The following is a 23,171-nucleotide window of genomic DNA, read 5'->3' on the forward strand; positions in this document are numbered from 1 at the left end:
TTATGGTCTCTATTGAAGAATTGATTGAGAGTAGTGCTATCCCTAGGATGGAAGTAATGATTTTGCTTGAGCATCTTTTGAAGAAAAGTAGAACGTGGATGATAGCTCATGATTCTTATTTAATATCTAGTAGTGTATTAAATCATTATATGAGATTAGTAAAAAGAAGGTTAGATGGAGAGCCTATAGCCTATTTAACAGGTCAAAAAGAATTTATGGGTTATAACTTCTTTGTAAATAAAGATGTTCTTGTTCCAAGACCAGAAACAGAACTATTAGTAGAACATTCTTTAAATATTATAAAAAAATATAAGAAAATTCCTAGAATAATAGATCTAGGTGTAGGTTGTGGAGCTATAGCAATATCTATTTATTTATATCGACAAGATTCTTATGTTGTTGGTTGTGATATAAGTAATAATGCCTTACTTGTAGCGGAGAAAAATATGAAAGCCTTAAAGGCTTCAATTAATTTGCTACAAAGCAATTGGTTTGATTCCATAAGTAAACAAGAAAAGTTTGATGTGATAGTTGCTAATCCTCCGTATATTGCTAAGTATGATGATCATCTTAAAAAAGGAGGGTTGATTTTTGAGCCTGAGCATGCTCTGACAGATGGTTCAATAGATGGATTAGGAAGTATTCGTATTATAGTAAGAGATTCTATTAACCATATGAGAGAAGGTTCGTCTTTGTGGATTGAACATGGATGGAATCAAGCTCAACAAGTAAGATATATAATGAATAATTATGGTTTTAGAGATATAGTGAGTCTATGTGATTTATCTTCTATTGAAAGAGTTACAGGTGGTTTTATTTAGTTTTTATTAAATTTAAATTGAATGGTACTATATGAAAAATATAAAAGAAGTACTTGATGAGATAATTACTCATAATTCTGTAGTTTTATTTATGAAGGGTTCTATTAATTTCCCTCTTTGTGGTTTCTCTGGTAAGGCTGTAAAGTTATTGCGTAACTGTGGGGTTTCTAATATTTATTGTGTGAATGTTTTAGAGGATGATAGAATTCGTCAAGGGATAAAAGATTACTCTAATTGGCCTACTATTCCACAGTTGTATATTAATAGTGAATTTATAGGTGGAGTGGATATTATGTCAGAATTATACGATAATGGTGAGCTGAAAAACATTCTTAATAGTGTCAAGAATGAAAATCAAGAATAGATATTTATTAGTTAGATAACATAGTTAATAGCATTTAAAGTAGAGATTTTTTATTTTTAAATGTTTTAGTGATTACAATTGTAATCACTAAAACTTAATATTAAGAGGTAAAAACTACTATTTATTAGAAATAAAATTATTGGTATTATTATTTTTTATAAAAAGTTCTCCTGTGGAAATTAAAAAATATGCTCCATGCACTTGGATATCTTTATTTTTTATTCTTTCTTTTATTGATGGGAATGTTAGTAGATTGCTAATACTATGTTCTACTACTGCTAGTTCTAGTTTTTTTGCAGTCTCGTAATTATATACATTCCCTATATTTAGTTTTTCTGAAACAGATGTGATTTGAGACATCCATTTCCCTATAAAATCTACTTGGCTCAAAGGTTTATTGTTTTCGACAAATGATTTTATGCCGCCACATGATTCATGTCCAAGAACTACTATATGTTTTATTCCTAGTGCATTAACCGCAAATTCTATTGCTGCACTAGTACCATGATATGATGAGTTAGTATCGTCCTCATAAGGAGGAACTAAGTTTGCTACATTACGAACAACAAACATTTCTCCAGGTTTTGAGTCAAATATTAACTCAGGTGATACTCTAGAATCACAGCATCCTATTATCATTATTTCTGGATTCTGTCCAGATTCTGCTAGTTCTTTATACCTGCTTTTCTCACTATTGAGTCTACCATTTTTGAAAGATAGATAACCTTGTGATAATCTTTTAGGAAACATATTTATTTTAATATAATTGTTTAATGAAATTAATTCTCTATTTTGCGAATAATCTTGGTTTGTTTTTTTTTGCTTAAAGCATACAATTAAATCTACTAAGTATATTACTACTTAACTAGATTTAATTGTAATTTATTAATAAATTATCAACCAGAATTTCTTAAACCTGCAGATATCCCATTTATTGTTAGGTGTATTGCTCGTTGAATTTGTTCTTTTTCAGCACTTGGCAAATCATTCTGTTTGTCTCTATAACGACGAATTAATTCTATTTGTAAGAAATTCAAAGGATCTATAAAAACAAAACGTTCATGTAAAGCAGCTAACAAATTTGGATTGTCCTCTAATAATTCTCTTTGGGTTATTAGTCTGAGCATATTTATAGTTTTATGATGTTCATTGGTTATTTTGTTAAATATACTTGTTCTTAATTTCTGATTTTTCACAAGTTCTGAGTAAGAAGATGCTATTTTCAGATTTGATTTGGCTAGTACCATTTCAATATTAGACAATAATGTTTTAAAAGCAGGCCACTCTTCTGTCATGGATTTTAATTCATGTAGACGTTCTAATTTAGATTTTTTTGTTATTTTACTACCGTATTCTAGATACTCTTCAATAGCTGAGCCAACCCCATACCAACTTGTAAGCATAAGTCTACATTGTGCCCATGAAAAACTCCATGGAATAGCTCTTAGATCTTCTATATTTTGATTCTTACTGCGAGATGCTGGTCTTGATCCAATATTTAATTCAGCTATTTCATTGATGGGAGTTGATGAGAAAAAATACTCTGCAAAACCAGTATTATCATAGACTAGATCTCGATAAGTTTTTTGTGCGTATTCAGACATGAAAGACATAATATGTCCATATTTCTTTACATATAGGTCTTCTTGAGTGCTTATTTTCCTATCAATACATAAACTAGATTCTAGTGTGGCTGATAATAATAATTCTAAATGCCATTTTCCTATGTCTTCATTATTATATTTGCCTTGAATTACTTCTCCTTGTTCCGTTAATCTAATTTGTCCAGCTACTGTTCCTGGAGGTTGAGATAATATTGCATCAAAGCTAGAACCTCCTCCTCGGCCAACTGAGCCTCCTCTACCATGAAATAGTCTAAGTTTTATATTTCTGGAATTAAATACATTAACTAGATCTCTTTCTGTTTGATATAGAGCCCAATTAGATGTTAGGAATCCACCATCTTTATTGCTGTCAGAATATCCTAACATTACTTCTTGCGTGTTGTGTTGAGTTTCTTTAATTATTGTTCTGACTTCTGGTATATCTAACCAGTCACCCATTATTTTAGAACTGTTTTGTAGATCATTAATAGTTTCGAATAATGGTACTACCATTAATCCATTATCTTGTTTAAGATTATTAGAGAGTGATGGAATTAATCCAGTTTCTTTTTGTAGCAAAAGAATTTCCAGCAAGTCACTTAGACTTTCCGTATGTGAAACTATTGTGTTTTGTATCGTTTTTTCACCAAAATTGGATCTTATTTCTGCTGCTGTTTTTAAAATATTTAATTCTTTGTTTGTTTCTTCACTGTATTGTGTCCAGGGAGATATTAGTGGTCTATTGTTATTTATCTCTTTCTTGAGAATTACTATTTTTATATTTTCGTCTAATTCTGAATATTTATTTTTTCCTTCTAAATATACACCAGCTTTCTGAAAAAGTTCTTCGATAACTCTCTCATGTACATCTGAATTTTGTCTTAGATCTAATGTGGTTAAATGAAACCCAAAAATTTTAATAGATTGTAATAAATTCTTTAGTCTAAGAATGGTTATAGTATTACCATTATTATTATTTAATGATTTGTATATAATAGTTAAATCTTTATATAACTCTTCTGAATTCAAGTATGCATGAGCTGGGAGAGAGTTTCTTCTTGCTAGATTGCGTCCAATGAGTTTTTCTGATGTTGATGCTAATCTTGCATAAATACCTATTAAAGCACGTCTATAAGGTTCGTCTACTAAGTGTGGAGAGGAATCATTGCTTCTGTTAGCAAGAAATAATAATTCGTCATCTACTCTTGTGAGTAATGTGCTAATAGATAGTTCTTTTTTTAAGGAATAAATTTCTTTTAGGTAATGTTCTATTATTATTGTGGATTGTCTTATAACAGCTTGTTTAAGAGTTTTTTCATCTACATATGGATTACCATCCCTATCTCCACCTATCCAACTTCCCATTCTTAGAAAAGGATAGATTGGGTCAGAATAAATAATTTTATTGTATTTAGAATTAATTATATTTGAGAGGTCATTATATAGTTTTGGAATTGCATGTAGGAATGTGCTTTTATAGTATGATAGCGCGTTTTCTATTTCATCTTCTACTGTCAATCTTGAATATCTAAGAATTCTAGTTTGCCATAAAGTTGTTATATATCCAGTTAATTCTGAGTTTTCGTCACTTTGTTGATTATTTATTTGGGGAAAAGATCTATTGGAAAGTTTATGAGCTATTTTCCAATGAGTATCTAAAATACTTCTGCGTTGTATTTCTGTTGGATGGGCAGTTAGAACTGGCATTATACAAGAATCTTCTATTAATGCTACAATTTCAGATGCGCTAACATTATGACTATCTAGTTTTTTTACAGCGTGTTCTAGACTTCCTCTTTTTGGATTGTCAATATCAGATCTATATTTTGTTCTTCTATTTTGATCTAAGTCTTCGGCTATGTTTAATAATTGTAGAAAATATCCAAATGCTCTAGCAACTATATTGGGATCATTACCTTCTAGTTCGTTAATTAATTTTTCTAAAGGTTCATTATCATTTGGTTTGTTTTTTTTTACTTCTGCAGTTACTTTACGTATGTTTTCTACTATATTAGAAATTCTTTTACCTTCACAGTTTTGTATAACTGATTTTAGTATGTTTTCTAGTAGATTTATTTCGAATTGCAATTGTGTTTTTTGCTTCATGTCAGAGTTCATTTTTAACCATTAAATAAATTTAATTAAAATTATGGATTTCTTATTACTGTTATCTTGACATAATAATATTCTATATGAGAATAAATATTTTCAAATATTGGTAAATATTATTTAAACGTATATTTTGTAATAAAAGGTAAATATGATAAATCATAACAATAAGGCACTAGTTCTTTTCTCAGGAGGTCAAGATTCTACAACTTGTTTGGCTTGGGCTTTAGAAACATATGAAAAAGTTGAAACAATTTCTTTTTATTATGGTCAGAGACATGATATAGAACTAACTTCTAGATTAAGTGTTCTTAATTCTATTAGATCTAGTTTCCCTAAATGGGATAAGAAATTAGGTGCAGATCATTTGATAGAAGTTGATTTTATTAAAAATTTTTTTAATACAGCATTAACAAATGATTTAGTTATTGAAAATACCAATGACATGCCTAATACTTTTGTTCCAGGAAGAAATTTATTGTTTTTTACTATTGCTGCTGCTTTTGGATACAAGTCTGATTTTAATGTTATAGTTGGAGGAATGAGTGAAACAGATTTTTCTGGATATCCAGATTGCCGTGATAGTACCATTAAATCACAGCAAGTTACATTAACTTTAGGACTAGAAAAAAATATTATTTTAGAAACACCATTAATGTGGAAAAATAAGTCTCAAGTTTGGGATTTTGCCAAAAATATTGGAGGAGATGCTCTAATAGAAATTATTGTTAAATATACTCATACTTGTTACATTGGTAATCATTATGATTTTCATTCTTGGGGATATGGTTGCGGAGATTGTCCTGCTTGTGTTTTACGTAAAAATGGTTGGGAAAATTGGATTAATGTAGAATAATATACATTGGTTTAGGTTTTCTTATTTATTTTTAATTATTTATATACAATTTATTTTAGAGTTTAAATATATTATGCCACATTATCGTTCTAGAACTTCTACTTATGGTCGAAACATGGCTGGTGCACGTGCTTTGTGGCGCGCTACCGGAATGAAAGATGGTGATTTTGGGAAACCAATTATTGCTGTTGTTAATTCTTTTTCCCAATTTGTTCCTGGTCATGTTCATTTGCGAAATTTAGGTATGCTAGTAGCAAAAGAAATTGAAGCTAATGGCGGTGTTGCTAAAGAATTCAACACTATAGCTATAGATGATGGAATTGCTATGGGTCATGGTGGTATGTTGTATTCTTTACCGTCTAGAGAACTAATAGCTGATTCAGTAGAGTATGTTGTAAATGCTCATTGTGCTGATGCAATGGTCTGTATTTCAAATTGCGATAAAATTACTCCAGGTATGTTAATGGCGTCTATGCGCTTAAACATTCCAACAATTTTTGTTTCTGGTGGTCCTATGGAGGCCGGCAAAATTACTTCTGTTGTCAATAATGTCATAAAGAAAATAGACCTTGTAGATGCTATGATTGTAGCTGGTGATCCTAGCGTTAGCGACGAAATAGTTGCAGAAACAGAAAGAATGGCATGTCAAACATGTGGATCTTGTTCTGGTATGTTTACTGCAAACTCTATGAATTGTCTGACAGAGGTAATTGGGTTGGCTATTCCTGGGAATGGTACTTTATTAGCAACACATTCAAAACGCAAAACTCTTTTTGAATCAGCTGGTCGTCTGATAGTTGAATTATGTAAGCGTTATTATGATCAAGATGATAGTTCTATTTTGCCAAGGAGTATAGCTAACAAGAAGTCTTTTGAGAATGCTATGGCTTTAGATGTTGCTATGGGTGGATCTACGAATACAGTATTACACTTATTAGCAGCTGCCAAAGAAGCTGAGGTGGATTTTACTATGAGTGATATAGATAGAATCTCTCGTCATGTTCCTTGTTTGTGTAAATCTGCTCCAGCTACAGATAAATATCATATAGAAGATGTACACAGAGCTGGTGGTGTTATGGGTATACTTGGTGAATTGGCTCGTGCTAATTTATTAGATTTATCTGTTAAGAATATAAATGGAGCTTCTTTAGGAGATATTATAAAAAAATGGGATTTAGCAGATTCTCCTACGGAAGAGGTTAAAAAATTTTATAAGGCAGCTCCGGGAGGTATTCGTACTACAGAGGCATTTAGTCAAAATAATTATTTTAATGATTTAGATGTTGATCGCATATCGGGATGTATTCGTAATATAGAAAATGCTTATTCTAAAGACGGTGGATTGGCAGTTTTATATGGGAATATAGCTGAAAATGGTTGTATTGTTAAAACAGCTGGAGTTGATGAGTCACAGTTGGTTTTTAGAGGTAAAGCTCGTGTTTTTGAAAGTCAGGAATCTGCTGTTGATGCTATTTTGGGTGATGATATAAGACCTGGAGATTTAGTTGTAATTAGATATGAAGGTCCTAAAGGAGGTCCAGGTATGCAGGAAATGCTATACCCAACTTCATATTTGAAATCAAAGGGTCTTGGGAAAACATGTGCTTTATTTACTGATGGTAGATTTTCTGGTGGATCATCTGGATTGGTTATAGGTCATGCTTCTCCAGAAGCTGCTGAGGGTGGTAATATTGCTTTAATAGAAAACGGAGATAGTATTTCTATAGATATTCCTAACAGAAAGATAGATTTGTTAGTTGATAGCGTAGAGTTGTCTCGTAGGCGTAATTCAATGTTATTGAAGGGTGAAAAAGCATGGAAGCCTTTAAATAGAGAACGTTTTGTTTCTAATGCATTAAAGGCTTATGCCGCTTTAGCAACTTCTGCTGATTGTGGTGCAGTTCGTGATATATCTAAATTAGATAAATCGTAGTTGATAAATAATATTAGTATCGTATATTAAATACGATACTAATATTTTATAAAAATTTTCTTAATTGTTTCTTTATGTCTCCAGTCTTACCTCCTTTTTTGATAGTTCGTTGGCTCTTATTGTTAATAATATTAACAGCTCTTTATTTTATAAAAATTTTTTTAATGCCATCGTTAGCAGCTTTGATTGTGGGTATAGCTAGTTGGCCTATCTACCAACGTGTTTTATATGTATTTTCTGGAAAGAATGCTTTGGCAGCCTCTGTATCATTGTTATTTTTTTTATTGGTTTTGGTGATTCCGATAACATTTGCTTTTGCATATGCAGTTCAAGAAGCGAGTGTTTTTATAAAATGGGCTATTACTGTAAATAGAAATGGTATATCTATTCCATTTTGGATTTCTTCCATGCCAATTTTGGGTGATAAGTTATCAGATTATTGGTGTTTATATTTTGGAGAACCTTATGCTCTAGGTAGAACTGTACAGGTTATTAGTGGAGAGCATTTGGGAAATATATATCGTATGTTAATATCGGCAACTAGTAATTTTTTTCATTCTCTTCTGTCTGTGTTTTTTATGTTAATTACTCTATTTTTTGTTTATAAAGATGGGGTAAATATGCTTGCACAATTAGATATTTTTGGTAATCGTATACTGCCTGATAGTTGGATAAGATTGTCTCGTGTAGTTCCTGCAATGATTAACTCTACTGTAACTGGTATGACTCTTATTGCTATGGGGGAGGGTGTTATATTAGGTTTTGCTTATTGGATTGCTGGGGTTCCTTCTCCAGTTTTGCTTGGCTGTATAACTTGTTTTTTAGCTCTTATCCCAGGTGGGGCTCCTTTTGTTTTTACAATGGTGTCATTGTATTTGTTGTCTTCAGGTAAGGCCTTTGCTGCTTTATGTTTGTTTATATGGGGTACTTTTGAGCTTTTTGTTGTTGATAAGACTATTAGGCCAAGATTAGTAGGTGGTCCAGTTAAATTACCATTTTTACCAACTTTTTTTGGTTTGATAGGAGGATTAAAAACTATGGGTATAATAGGTTTGTTTATAGGGCCTGTTTTAATGGCTATAGTTGTTGCTATGTGGAGAGAATGGATTTTTAGTGCTCAGAACAATGTTGATTCATTTGATATTTAAAAAGTAAAGAGATTATTTAGATAATTTGGTGCCCGGGGCCGGAATCGAACCGGCACGCCTTTCGGCGGGGGATTTTGAGTCCCCTGCGTCTACCAATTTCACCACCTGGGCCTATCTGCAATAATAATTGATATTATACACGCACTTGAAAAATTATGCACTACCTCCATACTAATAATTAAAGGTTATCGATGCAAGTTTTTCATTAACAAAATTAAATTAATTTTGTATTTTCAGCAATTTCTCATAGAGTATTTTATATTTATGAATAAAAGTGATAAATTTTTAGAACCTGAGAAAATGAATTTTCAGGCTGAGGTGAAACAGTTACTTAATTTAATGATTCACTCTCTTTACAGTAATAAAGAAATATTTTTGCGGGAGTTGGTATCTAATGCTTCCGATGCTTGTGATAAATTGAGATTTGAATCTTTAGATGTTCCGGAGTTGTTGTCTAAGGATGAGGATTTTAAAATTACTGTTCTTTATGATAAGGTAGATCATACTATTACCATTTCAGATAATGGAATTGGTATGTCGAGAGATGATGTTATTGATAATTTGGGTACTATAGCTAAATCTGGGACTAAGGATTTCTTTAAAAATTTAAGTGGTGATAAAAAAAAGGATGCTCAATTAATTGGTCAATTTGGGGTTGGGTTTTATTCTGCATTTATTGTTGCTGATTTAGTTAAGGTTATAAGCTTAAAAGCTGGCTTAAAGGAAGATCATGCTATTTGTTGGGAATCAGATGGATTAGGCGAATTTACAATAAGTAGAGGATCTCGTAAGACTCATGGTACTGATATTATTTTATATTTAAAAGAAGATTCATATGAGTTGTTAAATGGTTGGAAATTACGTGAGATTTTGCGTAAATATTCTGATCATGTATCAATCCCTATTTGCATGTATAAAGAAGAGTGGAGCGAAGAAAAGAAAGAGCAGGTTAAAACAACTGAGTTGGAAGTTGTTAATCAATCTAATGCATTATGGACAAGGCCAAAATCCGAAATAACAGATGAACAATATAAAGACTTTTATAAATTATTATTTCATGATTTTAATGATCCTTTAACTTGGACCCATAATAAGATAGAAGGCCGTAATGAGTACACTCAGCTATTTTATATCCCTAAACAAGCCTCATTTGAAATGTGGGATCGGGATAATACTCATGGTATTAAATTATACGTTCGTCGTATATTTATTATGGATGGTTCAGAGCAGTTGTTGCCTAGGTATTTGCGCTTTGTGAGAGGTATCATAGATTCTTCTGATCTGGATTTGAATGTTTCTAGAGAAATCTTACAGGAGAGTAGGGATATACGTGCTATTAAAGATGCATCTGTTAAAAAAATATTAAATTTAATTGAAAGTATATCTAACAATAATAATGAGGACTATAAAACATTCTGGACTGAGTTTGGAGAAATTCTTAAGGAAGGTATTGGAGAGGATTTTAATAATCAAGAAAAAATTGCTAGATTGTTAAGATTTTCTTCTACGCATAATGGAAGTGCTAATCAGGATGTTTCTTTATCTGAATATATATCAAGAATGGCTGAGGGCCAAGAAATTATATATTATATAACTGCTGATTCTTTTAATTCAGCTATAAATAGTCCTCATTTAGAAGTTTTTCGTAAAAAGAAAATAGAAGTTCTATTGCTCTCTGATAGAATAGATGAATGGATGCTATCTCACTTAAAAGAGTTTGAAGGAAAACGTTTAGTTTCTATTGCAAAAGATGACTTTGATATAAGCAAGATTTCTGAAGGGGAAGATATTAAAAATCTAGAACCATCTGAATTTCAAAAAGAAGTAATAAAGAATATTGAAAAAACTTTATCAGATCGTGTTAAAGAGGTAAGAGTTTCCTCTAGATTGGTAGATTCTCCAGCATGTGTGGTAGTTGAGAAAAATGATCTTAGTCCTCATTTAATTCGTATGTTAAAGGCATCAGGTCAAAATCCACCTTCTTCTAAACCTATATTGGAAGTCAATTCTGAACATGAGTTTTTAAAGAAGATTGCTACTATAGATAGTGATAAAAAATTTGAAGAGTGGGCTAATTTATTGTTAGATCAGGCTATTCTTGCTAGTGGTGGAAGTTTGAATGATCCTAGTTCTTTTGTAAAACGTTTAAATAATATTATTCTAGATAAATAAAGTTGATTTAATATAGAGACTGAGTGTCATCTCATTCTCTATATTAATGTATTTTTGTAAACATATGAATAGATTGTATTTGGTATAATAACATGTTAGATAATTTGACTCAGCGTTTATCAAAAATTGTTAGAAAAATTAAAGGAGAAGTTCGTTTAACAGAGGCTAATACTAGTGAAATGTTAAGGGAAATAAGAATAGCTTTATTGGAAGCTGATGTTTCATTTTCTTTAATAAAAGATTTTATTGGTAATATTAAGAAGAAATCTCTTGGATTGGAAGTTGTTGATAGTTTAAATCCAGGTCAGATGTTAGTTAGTGTGGTTCATAAAGAACTGACTAATCTCATAGGTGGTGATTTAGGACAGTATTCTACAGAAATCTCATTGTCTACTACACCTCCAGCATGCATACTTATGGTTGGCTTACAGGGTGTTGGAAAGACAAGCACGGCTGGTAAATTAGCTTATTGGTTGTCGAATGGTAATCATACTAAAGAAGGTAAAAACACAGGTAAGAAAAAGGTTTTATTGGTAAGTACGGATGTATATCGTCCAGCAGCTATAGAACAACTAAATATTATTGCAAATCAAATAAATGTATCTTTTTTTAATTGTGATTTTTCTAAAAAACCATTAGAAATAGCATTGGAATCACTTGAATATGCCCGCAATCATTATTATGATATTGTTATTTTTGATACGGCAGGTCGTTTGGCGGTGGATAATCTTATGATGGATGAGATAGAATCATTACATAAGATTATAAACCCTATAGAAACATTGTTTGTTGTGGATTCTATGCAAGGACAAGATGCTGTGGCTACGGCTAAGATTTTTTCGGAAACAGTTTCTTTAACAGGCATAATTGCAACTAAATTAGATGGTGATGCTAGAGGTGGGGCTGCTTTATCTGTTAGGTATATTACAGGTAAGCCATTAAAGTTTATTACTACGTCTGAGAAAATAAATGGTTTAGAGTCTTTTTATCCTGAACGTATGGCTAAACGTATTCTAGGTATGGGAGATATACTTTCTTTAGTAGAGCATGCACAAAAAAATATTGATATTAATGAAGCTAAAATTGCTTTAAAAAATATAAATTCTAAGAATAAATTTGATTTCAATGATTTTAAGGCACAAATAGTTCAAATGAAAAAAATGGGCGGTATTAGTTCATTAATGGAAAAATTACCAGATAATTTACATTTTTCTAGTAAATCTTTAGGTGTTAATAGTCAAGAAGAATTAATAAAGAAATCGGAATCTATTATTAATTCTATGACTTTGTTAGAAAGAATGAAACCAGAGATAATTAAATCTTCTAGAAAACGTAGAATAGCTAAAGGTTCTGGTGTTACTGTTCAAGAAGTAAATCGATTGCTTGCAAATTTTAATCAAATCCAAAGCTTTATGAAAAAAATTAAAAAGAATGGATTTTCAAAAATGTTTAATTCTTTAAGCGGTTTATTTAAATAGTTCTAGTTTTTATTAACCACCACCAATTGCAGATACTATTTCCATAATATCACCATTCTTTAGAATGGTCTCATGATATTTATTTTTGCTAATTATATTTCCATTTAATTCTATTGCTATTTTTTTATTTTCCATTTTAAGAATTATAATAGCATCATGTATAGTAATATTTTCTTGAATTTCTGTTTCTTTACCATTTATTCTAATATTCATTCTTATATTCCTTATTAAAATAATCTATATTATATTTTGGTTTTTATTAAAGACCAAAAATTTTCTAAGTCTACATTTCCTCCAGTAATTATTACACCAATTCTTTTGTTCTGTAATTGTTCTATAATTTTGAGGCTGGCAGCAAAACCAAGACAACCAGTTGGTTCTGATATAATTTTTAATTCATTAGCTAGGATATACATACAATTTATTAATTCTGAGTCACTAACAGTTAATATGTTTTCTACATATTTTTTAATTATTGCAAAATTACTTTTTCCTAAACATTGAGTTTGAGCGCCATCAGCTATGGTGTTTGGAGTGTCTATTTTAGTCAGAATTCCAGTTTGGAATGATATTTGTCCATCATTGCCAGTTTCTGGTTCTGCTCCATATATCTTGCATTTAGGTAAAATAGAATTCATAACTATAGATGAACCTGCTAATAATCCTCCCCCACCTAGTCCTATAAATATAGCATCCAAATTACTAATTTCTTCAAATAATTCTTTTAATACTGTTCCAGAGCCTGCTATTACATCATTATTATCATATGATGAAATAGGAATCAATTTATTTTGCTTTACAAATTTATTGAGTATTTCTTCTCTATTATCATTATACCTGTTATACAAAATAAAATTACAGTTCTTATGTTGTTTTGCTGTGTTTATTTTAGTTTTTGGTGCATCATTAGGTACAATTATAGTAGCATTAACTCCTAGTATGTCAGATGCTAAAGCTATAGCTTTAGCATGGTTGCCAGAAGAGAAAGTTACAACTCCTATTTTCTTTTGTTTATCATTTAATTTAGCTAATGCATTCAAAGCTCCTCTGAATTTAAATGCATTAGTTCTTTGCATATTCTCACATTTAAAAAAAAAATTAGCGCCAAATTTATTATTAATTTCTTCTGATGTTAGAACTGGTGTTTTGTACACATAGTTAGCAATACGTTTCGATGCTTGTAGAATCTCTTGGAAAGATGGTATTAAAATTTCTTTATCCATATTTGTTCAAACTATTATGTTGAAATATACTACTTATTGTCTTAAAAAGTATTAAAACTTATTAAGTAACACGCATACCTGGAACGGCACCATAATGAGGTTCTAGTAGATAAATTCCTTTTGTTTCAGAATTATCCTTATTACTTGCTGCTAATACCATTCCTTCAGATATTCCGAATCTCATTTTTCTTGGTTTAAGGTTTGCTATGAATATTGTTAATTTTCCTATTAAATCTTTTGGATTGTAAAATTCTTTTATTCCAGAGAAAACTTTCCTTATTTTATCTTCTCCTATATCTAGAGTTAGAAGTAATAATTTCTCAGAATTCTCTACTTCTTCACAATTTACTATTTTTGCTATTCTTAAGTCTATTTTCATAAACTCTTCAATGTCAATTAAATTTGGTTTATCTTGATTAGATTCTTTTTTATCAACTTTAGTAAATAATTTTGAAAGTGTTTCTTCTTCTATTCTTTTCATAAGATGTTTAAATTTGTTAATATTCTGTGGTAGTATTTGAGCATCTTCCCACTCAAAATCTTTATTCATGTTTAGAAAATCATTATTTATGTTTTTTGTAGTAAAAGGTAATATTGGACTTAACATTATAGATAATGCTTTAAATCTAGCTATTGTACTAGAACAAATATTTTGAAGTTTTTTCTTAGATAAATGATCAACGTCTATTGTTTTAGGAAGCTCCCATGGTTTTTCACTATCGAAACATTGGTTTGCATAGTCAGCGTACAACATGATTTTTTTGATTGCTCTGCTATACTCAAGACTTTCTAGAAGTTTTTTAACGATTTCTGTTTGTTCTGTTAATTCTTTTATGAGTTCTTCTTTTTTATCATCGTATTCTAATTTTCCATCAAAGTATTTGGTTAGAAAATTACTGCTGCGGCTAGCTATATTTATATATTTACCTATTAAGTCACTATTTATGCGTCTTGTAAAATCATCTGAGTTGAAGTCTATATCTTCTACCTTAGAGTTCAATTTAGATGCTATATAATATCTTAACCATTCTGGATTTAAACCTAATTCTAAGTATAACATAGGAGATATTCCAGTGCCTCTACTTTTAGACATCTTTTCTCCATTTACAGTAATAAATCCATGAACATTTATTGTATCTGGTGTTTTTCTTCCAGAGAAATGTAGCATTGCTGGCCAAAACAGAGTATGAAAATATACTATATCTTTACCAATAAAATGAATTTGTTCTATATTACTTTCGGGAGATAAGAGTTTTTCGAAATCTATGTTATTGAGATTGCAATAAGCCATCATGGCTGACAAGTAACCTATTGGAGCATCTAACCAGACATAAAAATACTTACCAGGAAAGTCCGGTATTTCAATGCCGAAATAAGGAGTGTCTCTTGAGATATCCCAATCATTTAATTTTGAACTATGTATGTCTGATCCTAACCATTCTTTAATTTTTGCCACGACTTCGTTTTGTAATTTCTTTTTTCCTATTTTATTATTGCTTTTAGTCCAATCTAATAAAAAATTTATACATCTCTTGTCTGATAATTTAAAAAATAGATGTTCTGTCTCTTTTAGAATTGGAGTGGCTTTAGTTATAGAAGAATAAGGATTTATGAGTTCAGTAGGTCTATAGGTTGCGCCACAATGTTCACAAGAATCTCCGTATTGATCCTTAGAGTTACATTTAGGGCATTCTCCTTTGATATAGCGATCTGCTAAGAACATTTGTTTTTTTGGGTCGTAAAATTGATTGATTTTGCGATGTTCTATAAGATCATTTTGTTTGAGTTTTTTATATATTTCAGTAGCTAGTAATGTGTTTTCTTTAGATGCAGTTGAGTGCCAGAAATCGAAAGCAATATGGAATCCTTTGAGATAATGAGGTCTTTCCAATGCAAAACGATTTACTAATTCTTGTGGAGATATTCCTTCTGCTTCTGCTTTTAACATGATTGGAGCACCATGAGCGTCATCGGCACAAATGAAATATACTTTATGTCCAGACATTCTCATTGATCTAACCCATATATCGGCTTGTATATATTCCATGATATGCCCAATATGTAAAGAGCCGTTAGCATATGGAAGTGCAGTTGTAACGAAGAGCGTGCGTTGCATAATTATTGAGACTTTGATAATTTTTAATGTTGTCAATGATTTACTTATTCTATATTAGAATAAGTATATAAATAATATATTATGTTTTCATTTTATATTAGATTATTTTTCTTGTTAAATATTTGTTTATTTGAGTTTGTATTGTTATTGAGTAAGAAGGATATAATAGTTTTTAAGTTAAGATTCATAGGTGTATTATAGATGCATATAACGATAGAGAAAATTAGAGAGATATTATATTCTCTATGTGATAGTAGAAATAGTTTAAAACTACTAAATGAGAACACAGATCTTTTTGTTGAAATTCAAGATAGTGAGTCAATAAAGATTGATATAGAGTTCAATTATTTGATTGATGATGAATTTCAATTGTTTTTTAAAAAAACAGTTTCTAATATTCTAAATAACTATGGGGTTTTTAATATTATTTTTAATATTAAATGTAAGATCATATCTCATTTAGTCACTAATGCTAAATTAGTAAATAATGTTAAGAATATTATTGCTGTTGTTTCTGGCAAGGGTGGAGTTGGTAAAAGCACTGTTTCTGTTAATATTGCACATGCTTTAACTTTATTAGGAGCTAGAGTTGGTATAGTAGATGCAGATATTTATGGGCCTAGTATTCCTATGATGTTAGGTATAAAAGATCATCCAAATAGTCTCAGTGATAATAAAATGGTTCCTTTTGTTAAGGGTAACTTGCAATCTAATTCATTGGGGTTTTTAATTGATTATGATTCTCCTGCTATTTTGAGAGGCCCAATGGTCAGTAAGGTTTTTGAGCAACTAATATATCAAACAAATTGGAGTGATTTGGATTATTTAATTGTGGATATGCCTCCTGGTACTGGTGATATTGCATTAACATTAGCAAAAAATATTCCTGTTGTTGGTGTTCTTATCGTAAGCACTCCTCAAGATATTTCATTGATGGATGTAAGACGTTGTATAAAAATGTATAAGAAAACTGATACCAATATTATTGGTATTGTGGAAAATATGTCTTTTTACAAATGTCCCAATTGTGCCAATATTGACCACATATTTGGGAATAATGGAGGAAAACGTTTATCAGGTCAGTATGATATACCGATATTAGGAGAAATTCCTTTCAGTGATGTTCTTAGAAAACAATCAGATATGGGAGAATTTTTGATATTTCAGGATTCGATAGAAGAGTCAGCTAAAATATTTCTTCAAATTGCTCGTAATATCTCGATGAGAATAGCTAACCTTCCTAAAAGTAGGAAAACTATTTTTCCACCAATTGTTAGAGAGTAATTACACAGTATCAATGAGTCGTTTTTTTATATTCCTAATTTTGCAATTATTAATAACAACTTCAGTTTCTGCTTCTTTTTATCCTGATATTATGGTTGAATCGAAGAATTTATCTAAAGAGACTATAGATTATGTTTCTAATTCTTTAACGTCTATAGCAAAACTAGTTGAATGCCAGGATGGAGGAGAGATTGAAAGATTACGTCGTAGATCTTATGATGCTGTAATTAGCGCATTAGCAGCGAAAGGTTATTTTTCTCCTAAGGTAAATTTAGATATTGGTCATAATAATCAAGGTGTAGAAAAATGGAATATTACGATTGATTCTGGTAAACAAGCAACCGTGTCGAATTTGGAACTAAATTTTTTGGGTCGTATTAGTCATCATGATTATGTTGATCGTGTTAAAAGTGTACGAGATGGTTGGGTTATTCCTTTAGGTCATGTTTTTACCAATAGTGAGTGGAGTGAGGCAAAAAAGAAATTGTTAAACTCTATAGTTTCTAAGGATTTTTTATTTGCGCGAATAATGCATTCGGAAGCTAGAATAGACTTAGAAAAGTCAGAAGTGTTCTTATCTATAACGATCGATAGTGGTCCGCTTGTTCTAATGGGTGATATCCAGACATATGGATTTCATAATATTCCATCAGAATTAGTAAATAACTACATAAAGTATAAGAAGTTTGAGCCATTTGACCAAGATTTATTAAATGACTGGCAACAACATTTACAATCAACTAATCTTTTCAAAGTAGCGTTAGTAACTATTGACACAATAGCGCCTGATTATTTTTTAAAAAAAATAATCAGTGATAGTGATTATTTAGATAAACAAAGTGTATTTAATTCAGATGGTAATTCTAATGTAAATTCAGGATTGGTTGATCTTGTTTTTCAGAATAAATTTGAAGTGATTCTACCTGTTCATGTTTTGGTAGTTGAGTTGCCATTAAAAAAGGTTGTTTCCTCTATTGGTGTGGATGATGGATCTGGAGTAAAACTTGAAAGTGTTTATAAACAAAATGTTATAAGAGGTATGCCGATTATTTTGTCTGCTGGTGTTGGTGTAGATAGAGGGCATCAGAGATTATTTATGGATCTGAACTTACTTCCGAAGATTAATGGGAAAAGAAATTCTTTTGGGGTGATTTGTGACAATTTTGATAATCAAGGCTTAAAAGTTACTCGTTTTGCTCTTGGTTTTACTAGATCAAATTATGGCTATAGTAGTGTTTATAAAAATAATAATAATGTTTATTATGAAACTAATTTTGGGTCTTTATTGGCTTATGATCAGATTCATATTAAGAATGATTCTAAATTTTCTTTACCAACTATTACTAATTCCTTTGAGTTGTCTAGAAATCGCATTGATAATAAATATAATCCTAGGAGTGGAAATATAATAGTGATTGGTCTTGGTGCTGGTTTAGTTTTAGATACTGTTAATCCATATGCGCGTGTTAAGTTTAGATCTCAATATTGGTGGCCATTATCTAATATAGGTGTTATAACCATTAGATCAGAGTTTGGTAAAATTTGGCCTTCTGATAAGAAGATATTAATTCCAGATGACTTTGGATTTCGTGTTGGTGGGGCTAGATCTATAAGGGGTTATTCTTATCAGAGTATTGGTTGTCAACGTGGTTTTGCGACTGTTGGTGCTAGTATGATGACGGTTGCTAGTGTTGAGTATAGTTGTTACTTTACTGAAAGATGGGGTGCTGGTTTTTTTGTTGATGTGGGAGATGCTTTTAATTCTTTAGACCAAATGGATTTAGCCTTGGGTTATGGTATTGGAGCTCGTGTTCGTACTCCAGCTGGTCCGTTATCTTTAGACGTGGCCTATGGTCACAAACATAATGATTTGCGATTGCATTTTTCTTTGGGAATAGCATTTTGACTGAATATCATAAGAGATCTCAAATTTTATTTAGTTGGTTTTTGCCATTATGCTCTATTTCTATAGCTATATTCTGTGGTATGTTATTCTGGGTAGTCTGTTCTAATAATGGTAGTAGATTATTTGTAGATGTTGCTGCTAATAACTTAGGTTATAAGGTTTCGAATATAGAGGGAAATTTTCTTCGTGGTTTGAAGTTAGGTAGATTGGAGTTAAATAATACAGAATCAAAGACACATATTGAAGATATAAAATTTAAATTTGAATTTTCTTCTTTGTTTAGTGGAGTTTTGAATATTTCTGAGTTTTCAATTGGATTAATAGATATATCTTTTTTAAAAAATAATAGGAAATCAACTAATAATTATCTTATTTCAAAATTTAGATTCCCATTTTCTATAAATATAGAACAATTAGAACTAAAAGAAATAGTTGTTAGTGATGTTAGTTCTTTTGTGTCTGATACTGCACACTTCAAAGACATATCTGCTGCTATATCCTATAGTGGGCAAACAATAAGTGCTTTTATTAGAAATTTAGACGTTGTTGCAGATAAAGCTACTATAAGGTTGAATGGTTTTTTAAATATAAGAGATTTATCAAAAGATGTTTTGTTTGATGCAAATTTCACTTTAATTAATAAATATAATTATTCTGTTGCCAAAAATAATAACATATCCGATTTTATAAATCATAATATATTTAATTCTACAATTAATATCAACGCTTCTGGATCATATGATTTAATCTCTATTTATGTAGATGCTCATAATAAAGACTTATCTATTGATGGAAATGTTATTTTTATACCTAAGTCTGCTTTCAAAATTTATAGTGCTGAAATCAATTTAAAACAGTCAGATGATTGCGGGTCAGCTTATTTAAAAATAAGTTCTGATAAGGAGGAAAATAATGAAGATCGCCAAACAATAAAGAGTGTTTTTTTATTAGATAAATTAACTAGTAGTACTTTCTTTAACCAGAATTTCCCAAGTTTTATAATTAGTTTGAAGTCTGATTATCAAGTGGATCTAAAAAAAGATGAAATAATTAATAGTGTTTTTAATCTTAATATTATTGATGATAGTAAGTGGAATAATAATCCTTTGTATGGGTCAATTAATCTTGCATTGAAGCCTTACCCTAAGAAAGAAATTTATTGTGATATTGAACGTATATTAGGTTGTATAAAAAATCTTGATGTTGTCCTAAGTCTTGGTTCTAATAAAGTATCTATTCTAGGCAGCTCTGAAAATAAACTTAATAGCTTAATTATTAAAGCCTTAATGCCAAATATAAATAATTTCTATGATAATTTTAAGGGTGATATTAATTTAGAAATTGATTTAAATGGTAGTTTGTTAGATCATCATGGAGATATATCAGCTTCTTTAAATAGGGTTAAAGTTAATAACTTATATAAATGGGAAAATATAAATTTACAAACATCATTTCATGGAACATATAATAAAAATAAATTTAAAAAAAATTTATGGAATGCTGATATAAAATCTTTAAATATTATTTTGGATAATATTAGTTTTTCTGCTTTATCTTCTTTGAATTTTAATTTCTTGATAAATGATTCTTGTTGGTTTTTCTCCCCATTTAGTTTGGCTATTAAATCAAATAAAAAAGGTGAAATTCTTCTAAATAGTGAGACTTTGTCTGGAAATCATAGAACACTTGAAACGTCAGGTAATTTTAACAGTTTTATGTCAGATGGTTTGATATTTACAGAACTGTTAAAAACTATTGGTTGGGATTGTAGTATTCCTGGAATAGATCGAGATTCTTTTGGAAAGACTGAATTCTTACCTGTTTGTGGGTTTTGGGATGTTGAATATAAAGATATTCTTCAGGGTAATTTAGAGGTCAAGGTTTATGAAAACGATAAACAGAAAGATGTTTTTCCTGTGATTGACTTATGCTTAAATGCAAAGAAAATATCTAGTAATATGATGGATATTAATGGATATTTAAAGATTGAAGACCAGCAAGTTGGTTCTTTTGATGGCGTTTTTTCATTGGGTCTGTTTATTGATAAAAATGGAGTTTTCGTAGAAAGAGAAAAAGTTTTTATAAATATCATGGGTGATATAAAAGACATATCAATTTTAAATTATTTTTTCAAAGATAATATAGAAGTTGGAGGTATGATTAATTGCAAATTAGAAATAAATGGTATTGTCGATACAGATATTAAGGCTAAAGGCTATATTAATGCCACACAATTAAAATTAATTAGAGTTGATGATGGAATTAGATTGGTTAATGGTAGTTTGGAATCACGTATTTTAAATGGTGATTTTATAGTTGATAATTTATTTTTTCCTGCCAACCATAGAATTATGGCATATGATGCTCATGTTAGTGAGAAGATTATTTCGTTGAAAAAACATATCAAAGATGGTTATATTAAGACTGTTGGTAGTTTGAATATTTTTGATAGATCTGGAAAATTTAATGTAGATGTAAAACAATTTCCAATTTTTCAGAGATCAGATCGTTATGCTGTCGTTTCTGGTAAAATAAAATCAGATATTGCTTCTGGGTTCGGTAAGTTTTATATTGATGGGAATTTGGTAGTTGACGCTGGGTGGATAAATTTAGAATCTCTTAATATGGGTTCTAGTTTAGATGATGATGTTTTATTGTGTTCTTTTGGCAAAAGTTCAAATAAAAAGGACAGTTCTAAAACCTTGCAAACTAAGGTTAATTTATTGTGTGATCTTGGTAATAAGTTTTATTTAACTGGCTTAGGTATAGAAACTAGTTTGTTAGGGTCATTAAAATTGTCTATTAATGATGACGCAAGACCTTTTTGCTTAGGTACTCTTAGAGCCAAAGATGGCATCATGGAAATTTATGGCCAGAGATTATGTTTTAATAGAGGTAATATAACTTTCCAGGGAAGTTTAGATAATCCATTAATTGATATTGAAGCAATGAGGTTAGGGAAACAAGTAGAATCAGGTATTAGAGTTTCAGGAACATTGCAACAGCCAATGATAGATTTAGTATCTTATCCTGATGTTAGTGAGGTGGAGAAATTATCGTGGTTGTTATTAGGAAGAGCACCTGATGATGCTATGGATTTAACATTTTTATTATCAATAGGAGGAGCCTTTCTTAGTGGGGGGCAACCTTTTTATCGTTTATTTGGATTAAGTGATTTTAGCATTCGAAGAGGGGTTATAGGAAGATCTGGTAGTATTCTGCCAGATCATACTGTAGCAGGTGGGATTGGTAAAGATGCATATAATGATTTATCAACTCAGTTTTTAGTTGCAAGCAAAGAATTTTCTAATGGGGTTAATCTTAGTTTAGAGCAGTCTTTAGTGGGTAGTGAGACTGTGGCTAGAATTAGCTATGGGTTGTCACGTTGTTGGTCATTTGATATTAAATGTGGATCTGTAAATGGGATAGCTTTTATTTATAGAGAGTTTTTTGAAAATTAATAATAAGTCTGTAGTAAAATAAATATTTTTCATATGTTTTTTTGTATAAAAGTGTTTTGTCTGTTAGTCTTGTTATTGTTAACTAATTTATAACATATAGATGTGTCTTATAGTATGAGTATTAAGAGTGATAAGTGGATTCGTACTGTTTCCAAAGAAGGTATGATTGAACCTTTTGAGCCATATCAAGTTAGTCAGATGGCAGGTCGTCGTATAGTTAGTTATGGAACTAGTAGTTATGGTTATGATGTTCGCTGTGCTAAAGAATTTAAAATATTTACGAATATCAACCATGCTATAGTTGATCCACATAATTTTGATGAAAGATCATTTGTGGATTTTTATGGTGATGTTTGTATTATTCCTCCAAATTCATTCGCGTTAGCTAGAACTGTAGAGTATTTCCGTATTCCTAGAAATATACTAACTATTTGTCTGGGTAAAAGTACCTATGCTAGGTGTGGTATTATCGTTAATGTTACTCCATTGGAACCTGAATGGGAAGGTTATGTCACTTTAGAGTTTTCTAATACAACACCACTTCCTGCTAAAATATACGCTGGAGAAGGTTGTGCCCAAATGATATTTTTAGAAAGCGCGGAGATATGTGAAGTATCATATGCTGACCGTGATGGAAAATATCAAAGACAACAAGGTGTTACTTTACCTAAATCTTAGTTTTATTTTTTAGTTTTA

The 23,171-nt window shown here is 30.4% G+C and carries 16 protein-coding genes and 1 tRNA gene; 11 read left to right on the forward strand and 6 right to left on the reverse strand.

All coding sequences use genetic code 11. The features are described from left to right. Nucleotides 1-2 precede the first annotated feature (2 nt). Complete coding sequence (prmC, locus tag CDSE_RS00370) at nucleotides 3-821, forward strand: peptide chain release factor N(5)-glutamine methyltransferase (protein ID WP_015396043.1); 819 nt, start codon at nucleotides 3-5, stop codon at nucleotides 819-821. A gap of 31 nt (nucleotides 822-852) precedes the next feature. After that, entirely contained in the window at nucleotides 853-1,185 is a 333-nt protein-coding gene (grxD, locus tag CDSE_RS00375; RefSeq protein ID WP_015396044.1) for a Grx4 family monothiol glutaredoxin, read from the forward strand. A 117-nt stretch (nucleotides 1,186-1,302) separates the two neighbouring features. Here the strand turns inward: grxD and CDSE_RS00380 are convergent, their stop codons facing one another. Further along, the gene (locus CDSE_RS00380) at nucleotides 1,303-1,935 is read right to left on the reverse strand and encodes a carbonic anhydrase (protein WP_015396045.1); all 633 of its coding nucleotides are present in this window, start codon (nucleotides 1,933-1,935) and stop codon (nucleotides 1,303-1,305) included. Between the two features lie 146 nt (nucleotides 1,936-2,081). Then, entirely contained in the window at nucleotides 2,082-4,907 is a 2,826-nt protein-coding gene (gene ppc / locus CDSE_RS00385; RefSeq protein ID WP_015396046.1) for a phosphoenolpyruvate carboxylase, read from the reverse strand. A gap of 142 nt (nucleotides 4,908-5,049) precedes the next feature. On the opposite strand from ppc, the gene queC reads away from it, so the two are divergent. From queC to CDSE_RS00400, 3 genes are all read left to right on the forward strand, one after another. Next, nucleotides 5,050-5,754, forward strand: a complete 705-nt coding sequence (queC, locus tag CDSE_RS00390) for a 7-cyano-7-deazaguanine synthase QueC (RefSeq protein WP_015396047.1) — start codon at nucleotides 5,050-5,052, stop codon at nucleotides 5,752-5,754. A 73-nt stretch (nucleotides 5,755-5,827) separates the two neighbouring features. Further along, a complete protein-coding gene (gene ilvD / locus CDSE_RS00395) occupies nucleotides 5,828-7,687 on the forward strand; it encodes a dihydroxy-acid dehydratase (RefSeq protein ID WP_015396048.1) in 1,860 nt (619 codons plus the stop codon). Between the two features lie 74 nt (nucleotides 7,688-7,761). Beyond that, nucleotides 7,762-8,835 (forward strand): AI-2E family transporter, encoded by a 1,074-nt coding sequence (locus CDSE_RS00400; RefSeq protein WP_015396049.1) that lies wholly within the window; start codon nucleotides 7,762-7,764, stop codon nucleotides 8,833-8,835. Between the two features lie 26 nt (nucleotides 8,836-8,861). Here the strand turns inward: CDSE_RS00400 and CDSE_RS00405 are convergent. Beyond that, a tRNA-Leu gene (locus tag CDSE_RS00405) sits at nucleotides 8,862-8,946 on the reverse strand. Nucleotides 8,947-9,099: 153 nt separating this feature from the next. Between CDSE_RS00405 and htpG the strand changes: the two genes are divergently transcribed. Both htpG and ffh read left to right on the forward strand, forming a co-directional pair. Next, a complete protein-coding gene (htpG, locus tag CDSE_RS00410) occupies nucleotides 9,100-11,007 on the forward strand; it encodes a molecular chaperone HtpG (RefSeq protein WP_015396050.1) in 1,908 nt (635 codons plus the stop codon). 92 nt (nucleotides 11,008-11,099) lie between these two features. Continuing rightward, the gene (gene ffh / locus CDSE_RS00415; RefSeq protein ID WP_015396051.1) at nucleotides 11,100-12,485 is read left to right on the forward strand and encodes a signal recognition particle protein; all 1,386 of its coding nucleotides are present in this window, start codon (nucleotides 11,100-11,102) and stop codon (nucleotides 12,483-12,485) included. Between the two features lie 12 nt (nucleotides 12,486-12,497). Here ffh and thiS read toward each other — a convergent pair whose 3' ends face one another. The 3 genes from thiS to metG all read right to left on the reverse strand — a co-directional run bounded on the left by thiS (nucleotide 12,498) and on the right by metG (nucleotide 15,824). After that, nucleotides 12,498-12,698: a sulfur carrier protein ThiS gene (thiS, locus tag CDSE_RS00420; protein ID WP_015396052.1), complete on the reverse strand. Its 201-nt coding sequence runs from the start codon at nucleotides 12,696-12,698 to the stop codon at nucleotides 12,498-12,500. 29 nt (nucleotides 12,699-12,727) lie between these two features. Next, nucleotides 12,728-13,708 carry a pyridoxal-phosphate dependent enzyme gene (locus tag CDSE_RS00425; protein WP_015396053.1) on the reverse strand — a complete coding sequence of 327 codons (981 nt, stop codon included), beginning with the start codon at nucleotides 13,706-13,708 and terminating at the stop codon, nucleotides 12,728-12,730. A 61-nt stretch (nucleotides 13,709-13,769) separates the two neighbouring features. Continuing rightward, nucleotides 13,770-15,824 (reverse strand): methionine--tRNA ligase, encoded by a 2,055-nt coding sequence (gene metG, locus CDSE_RS00430; protein WP_015396054.1) that lies wholly within the window; start codon nucleotides 15,822-15,824, stop codon nucleotides 13,770-13,772. Nucleotides 15,825-16,025: 201 nt separating this feature from the next. Here metG and CDSE_RS00435 point away from each other — a divergent pair, with 201 nt between their 5' ends. The 4 genes from CDSE_RS00435 (at nucleotide 16,026) to dcd (ending at nucleotide 23,153) form a co-directional block, all read left to right on the forward strand. Next, a complete protein-coding gene (locus CDSE_RS00435; RefSeq protein ID WP_015396055.1) occupies nucleotides 16,026-17,108 on the forward strand; it encodes an Mrp/NBP35 family ATP-binding protein in 1,083 nt (360 codons plus the stop codon). Between the two features lie 13 nt (nucleotides 17,109-17,121). Then, complete coding sequence (locus CDSE_RS00440) at nucleotides 17,122-19,014, forward strand: autotransporter assembly complex protein TamA (protein WP_015396056.1); 1,893 nt, start codon at nucleotides 17,122-17,124, stop codon at nucleotides 19,012-19,014. Further along, entirely contained in the window at nucleotides 19,011-22,475 is a 3,465-nt protein-coding gene (locus CDSE_RS00445) for a translocation/assembly module TamB domain-containing protein (protein WP_015396057.1), read from the forward strand. The genes CDSE_RS00440 and CDSE_RS00445 overlap by 4 nt, the downstream gene beginning before the upstream one ends. 114 nt (nucleotides 22,476-22,589) lie before the next feature. After that, a complete protein-coding gene (gene dcd, locus CDSE_RS00450) occupies nucleotides 22,590-23,153 on the forward strand; it encodes a dCTP deaminase (protein ID WP_015396058.1) in 564 nt (187 codons plus the stop codon). Nucleotides 23,154-23,171: the final 18 nt, after the last annotated feature.

Origin of the sequence: Candidatus Kinetoplastibacterium desouzaii TCC079E (assembly GCF_000340795.1) — a bacterium.
Lineage (GTDB): Bacteria > Pseudomonadota > Gammaproteobacteria > Burkholderiales > Burkholderiaceae_B > Kinetoplastidibacterium > Kinetoplastidibacterium desouzai.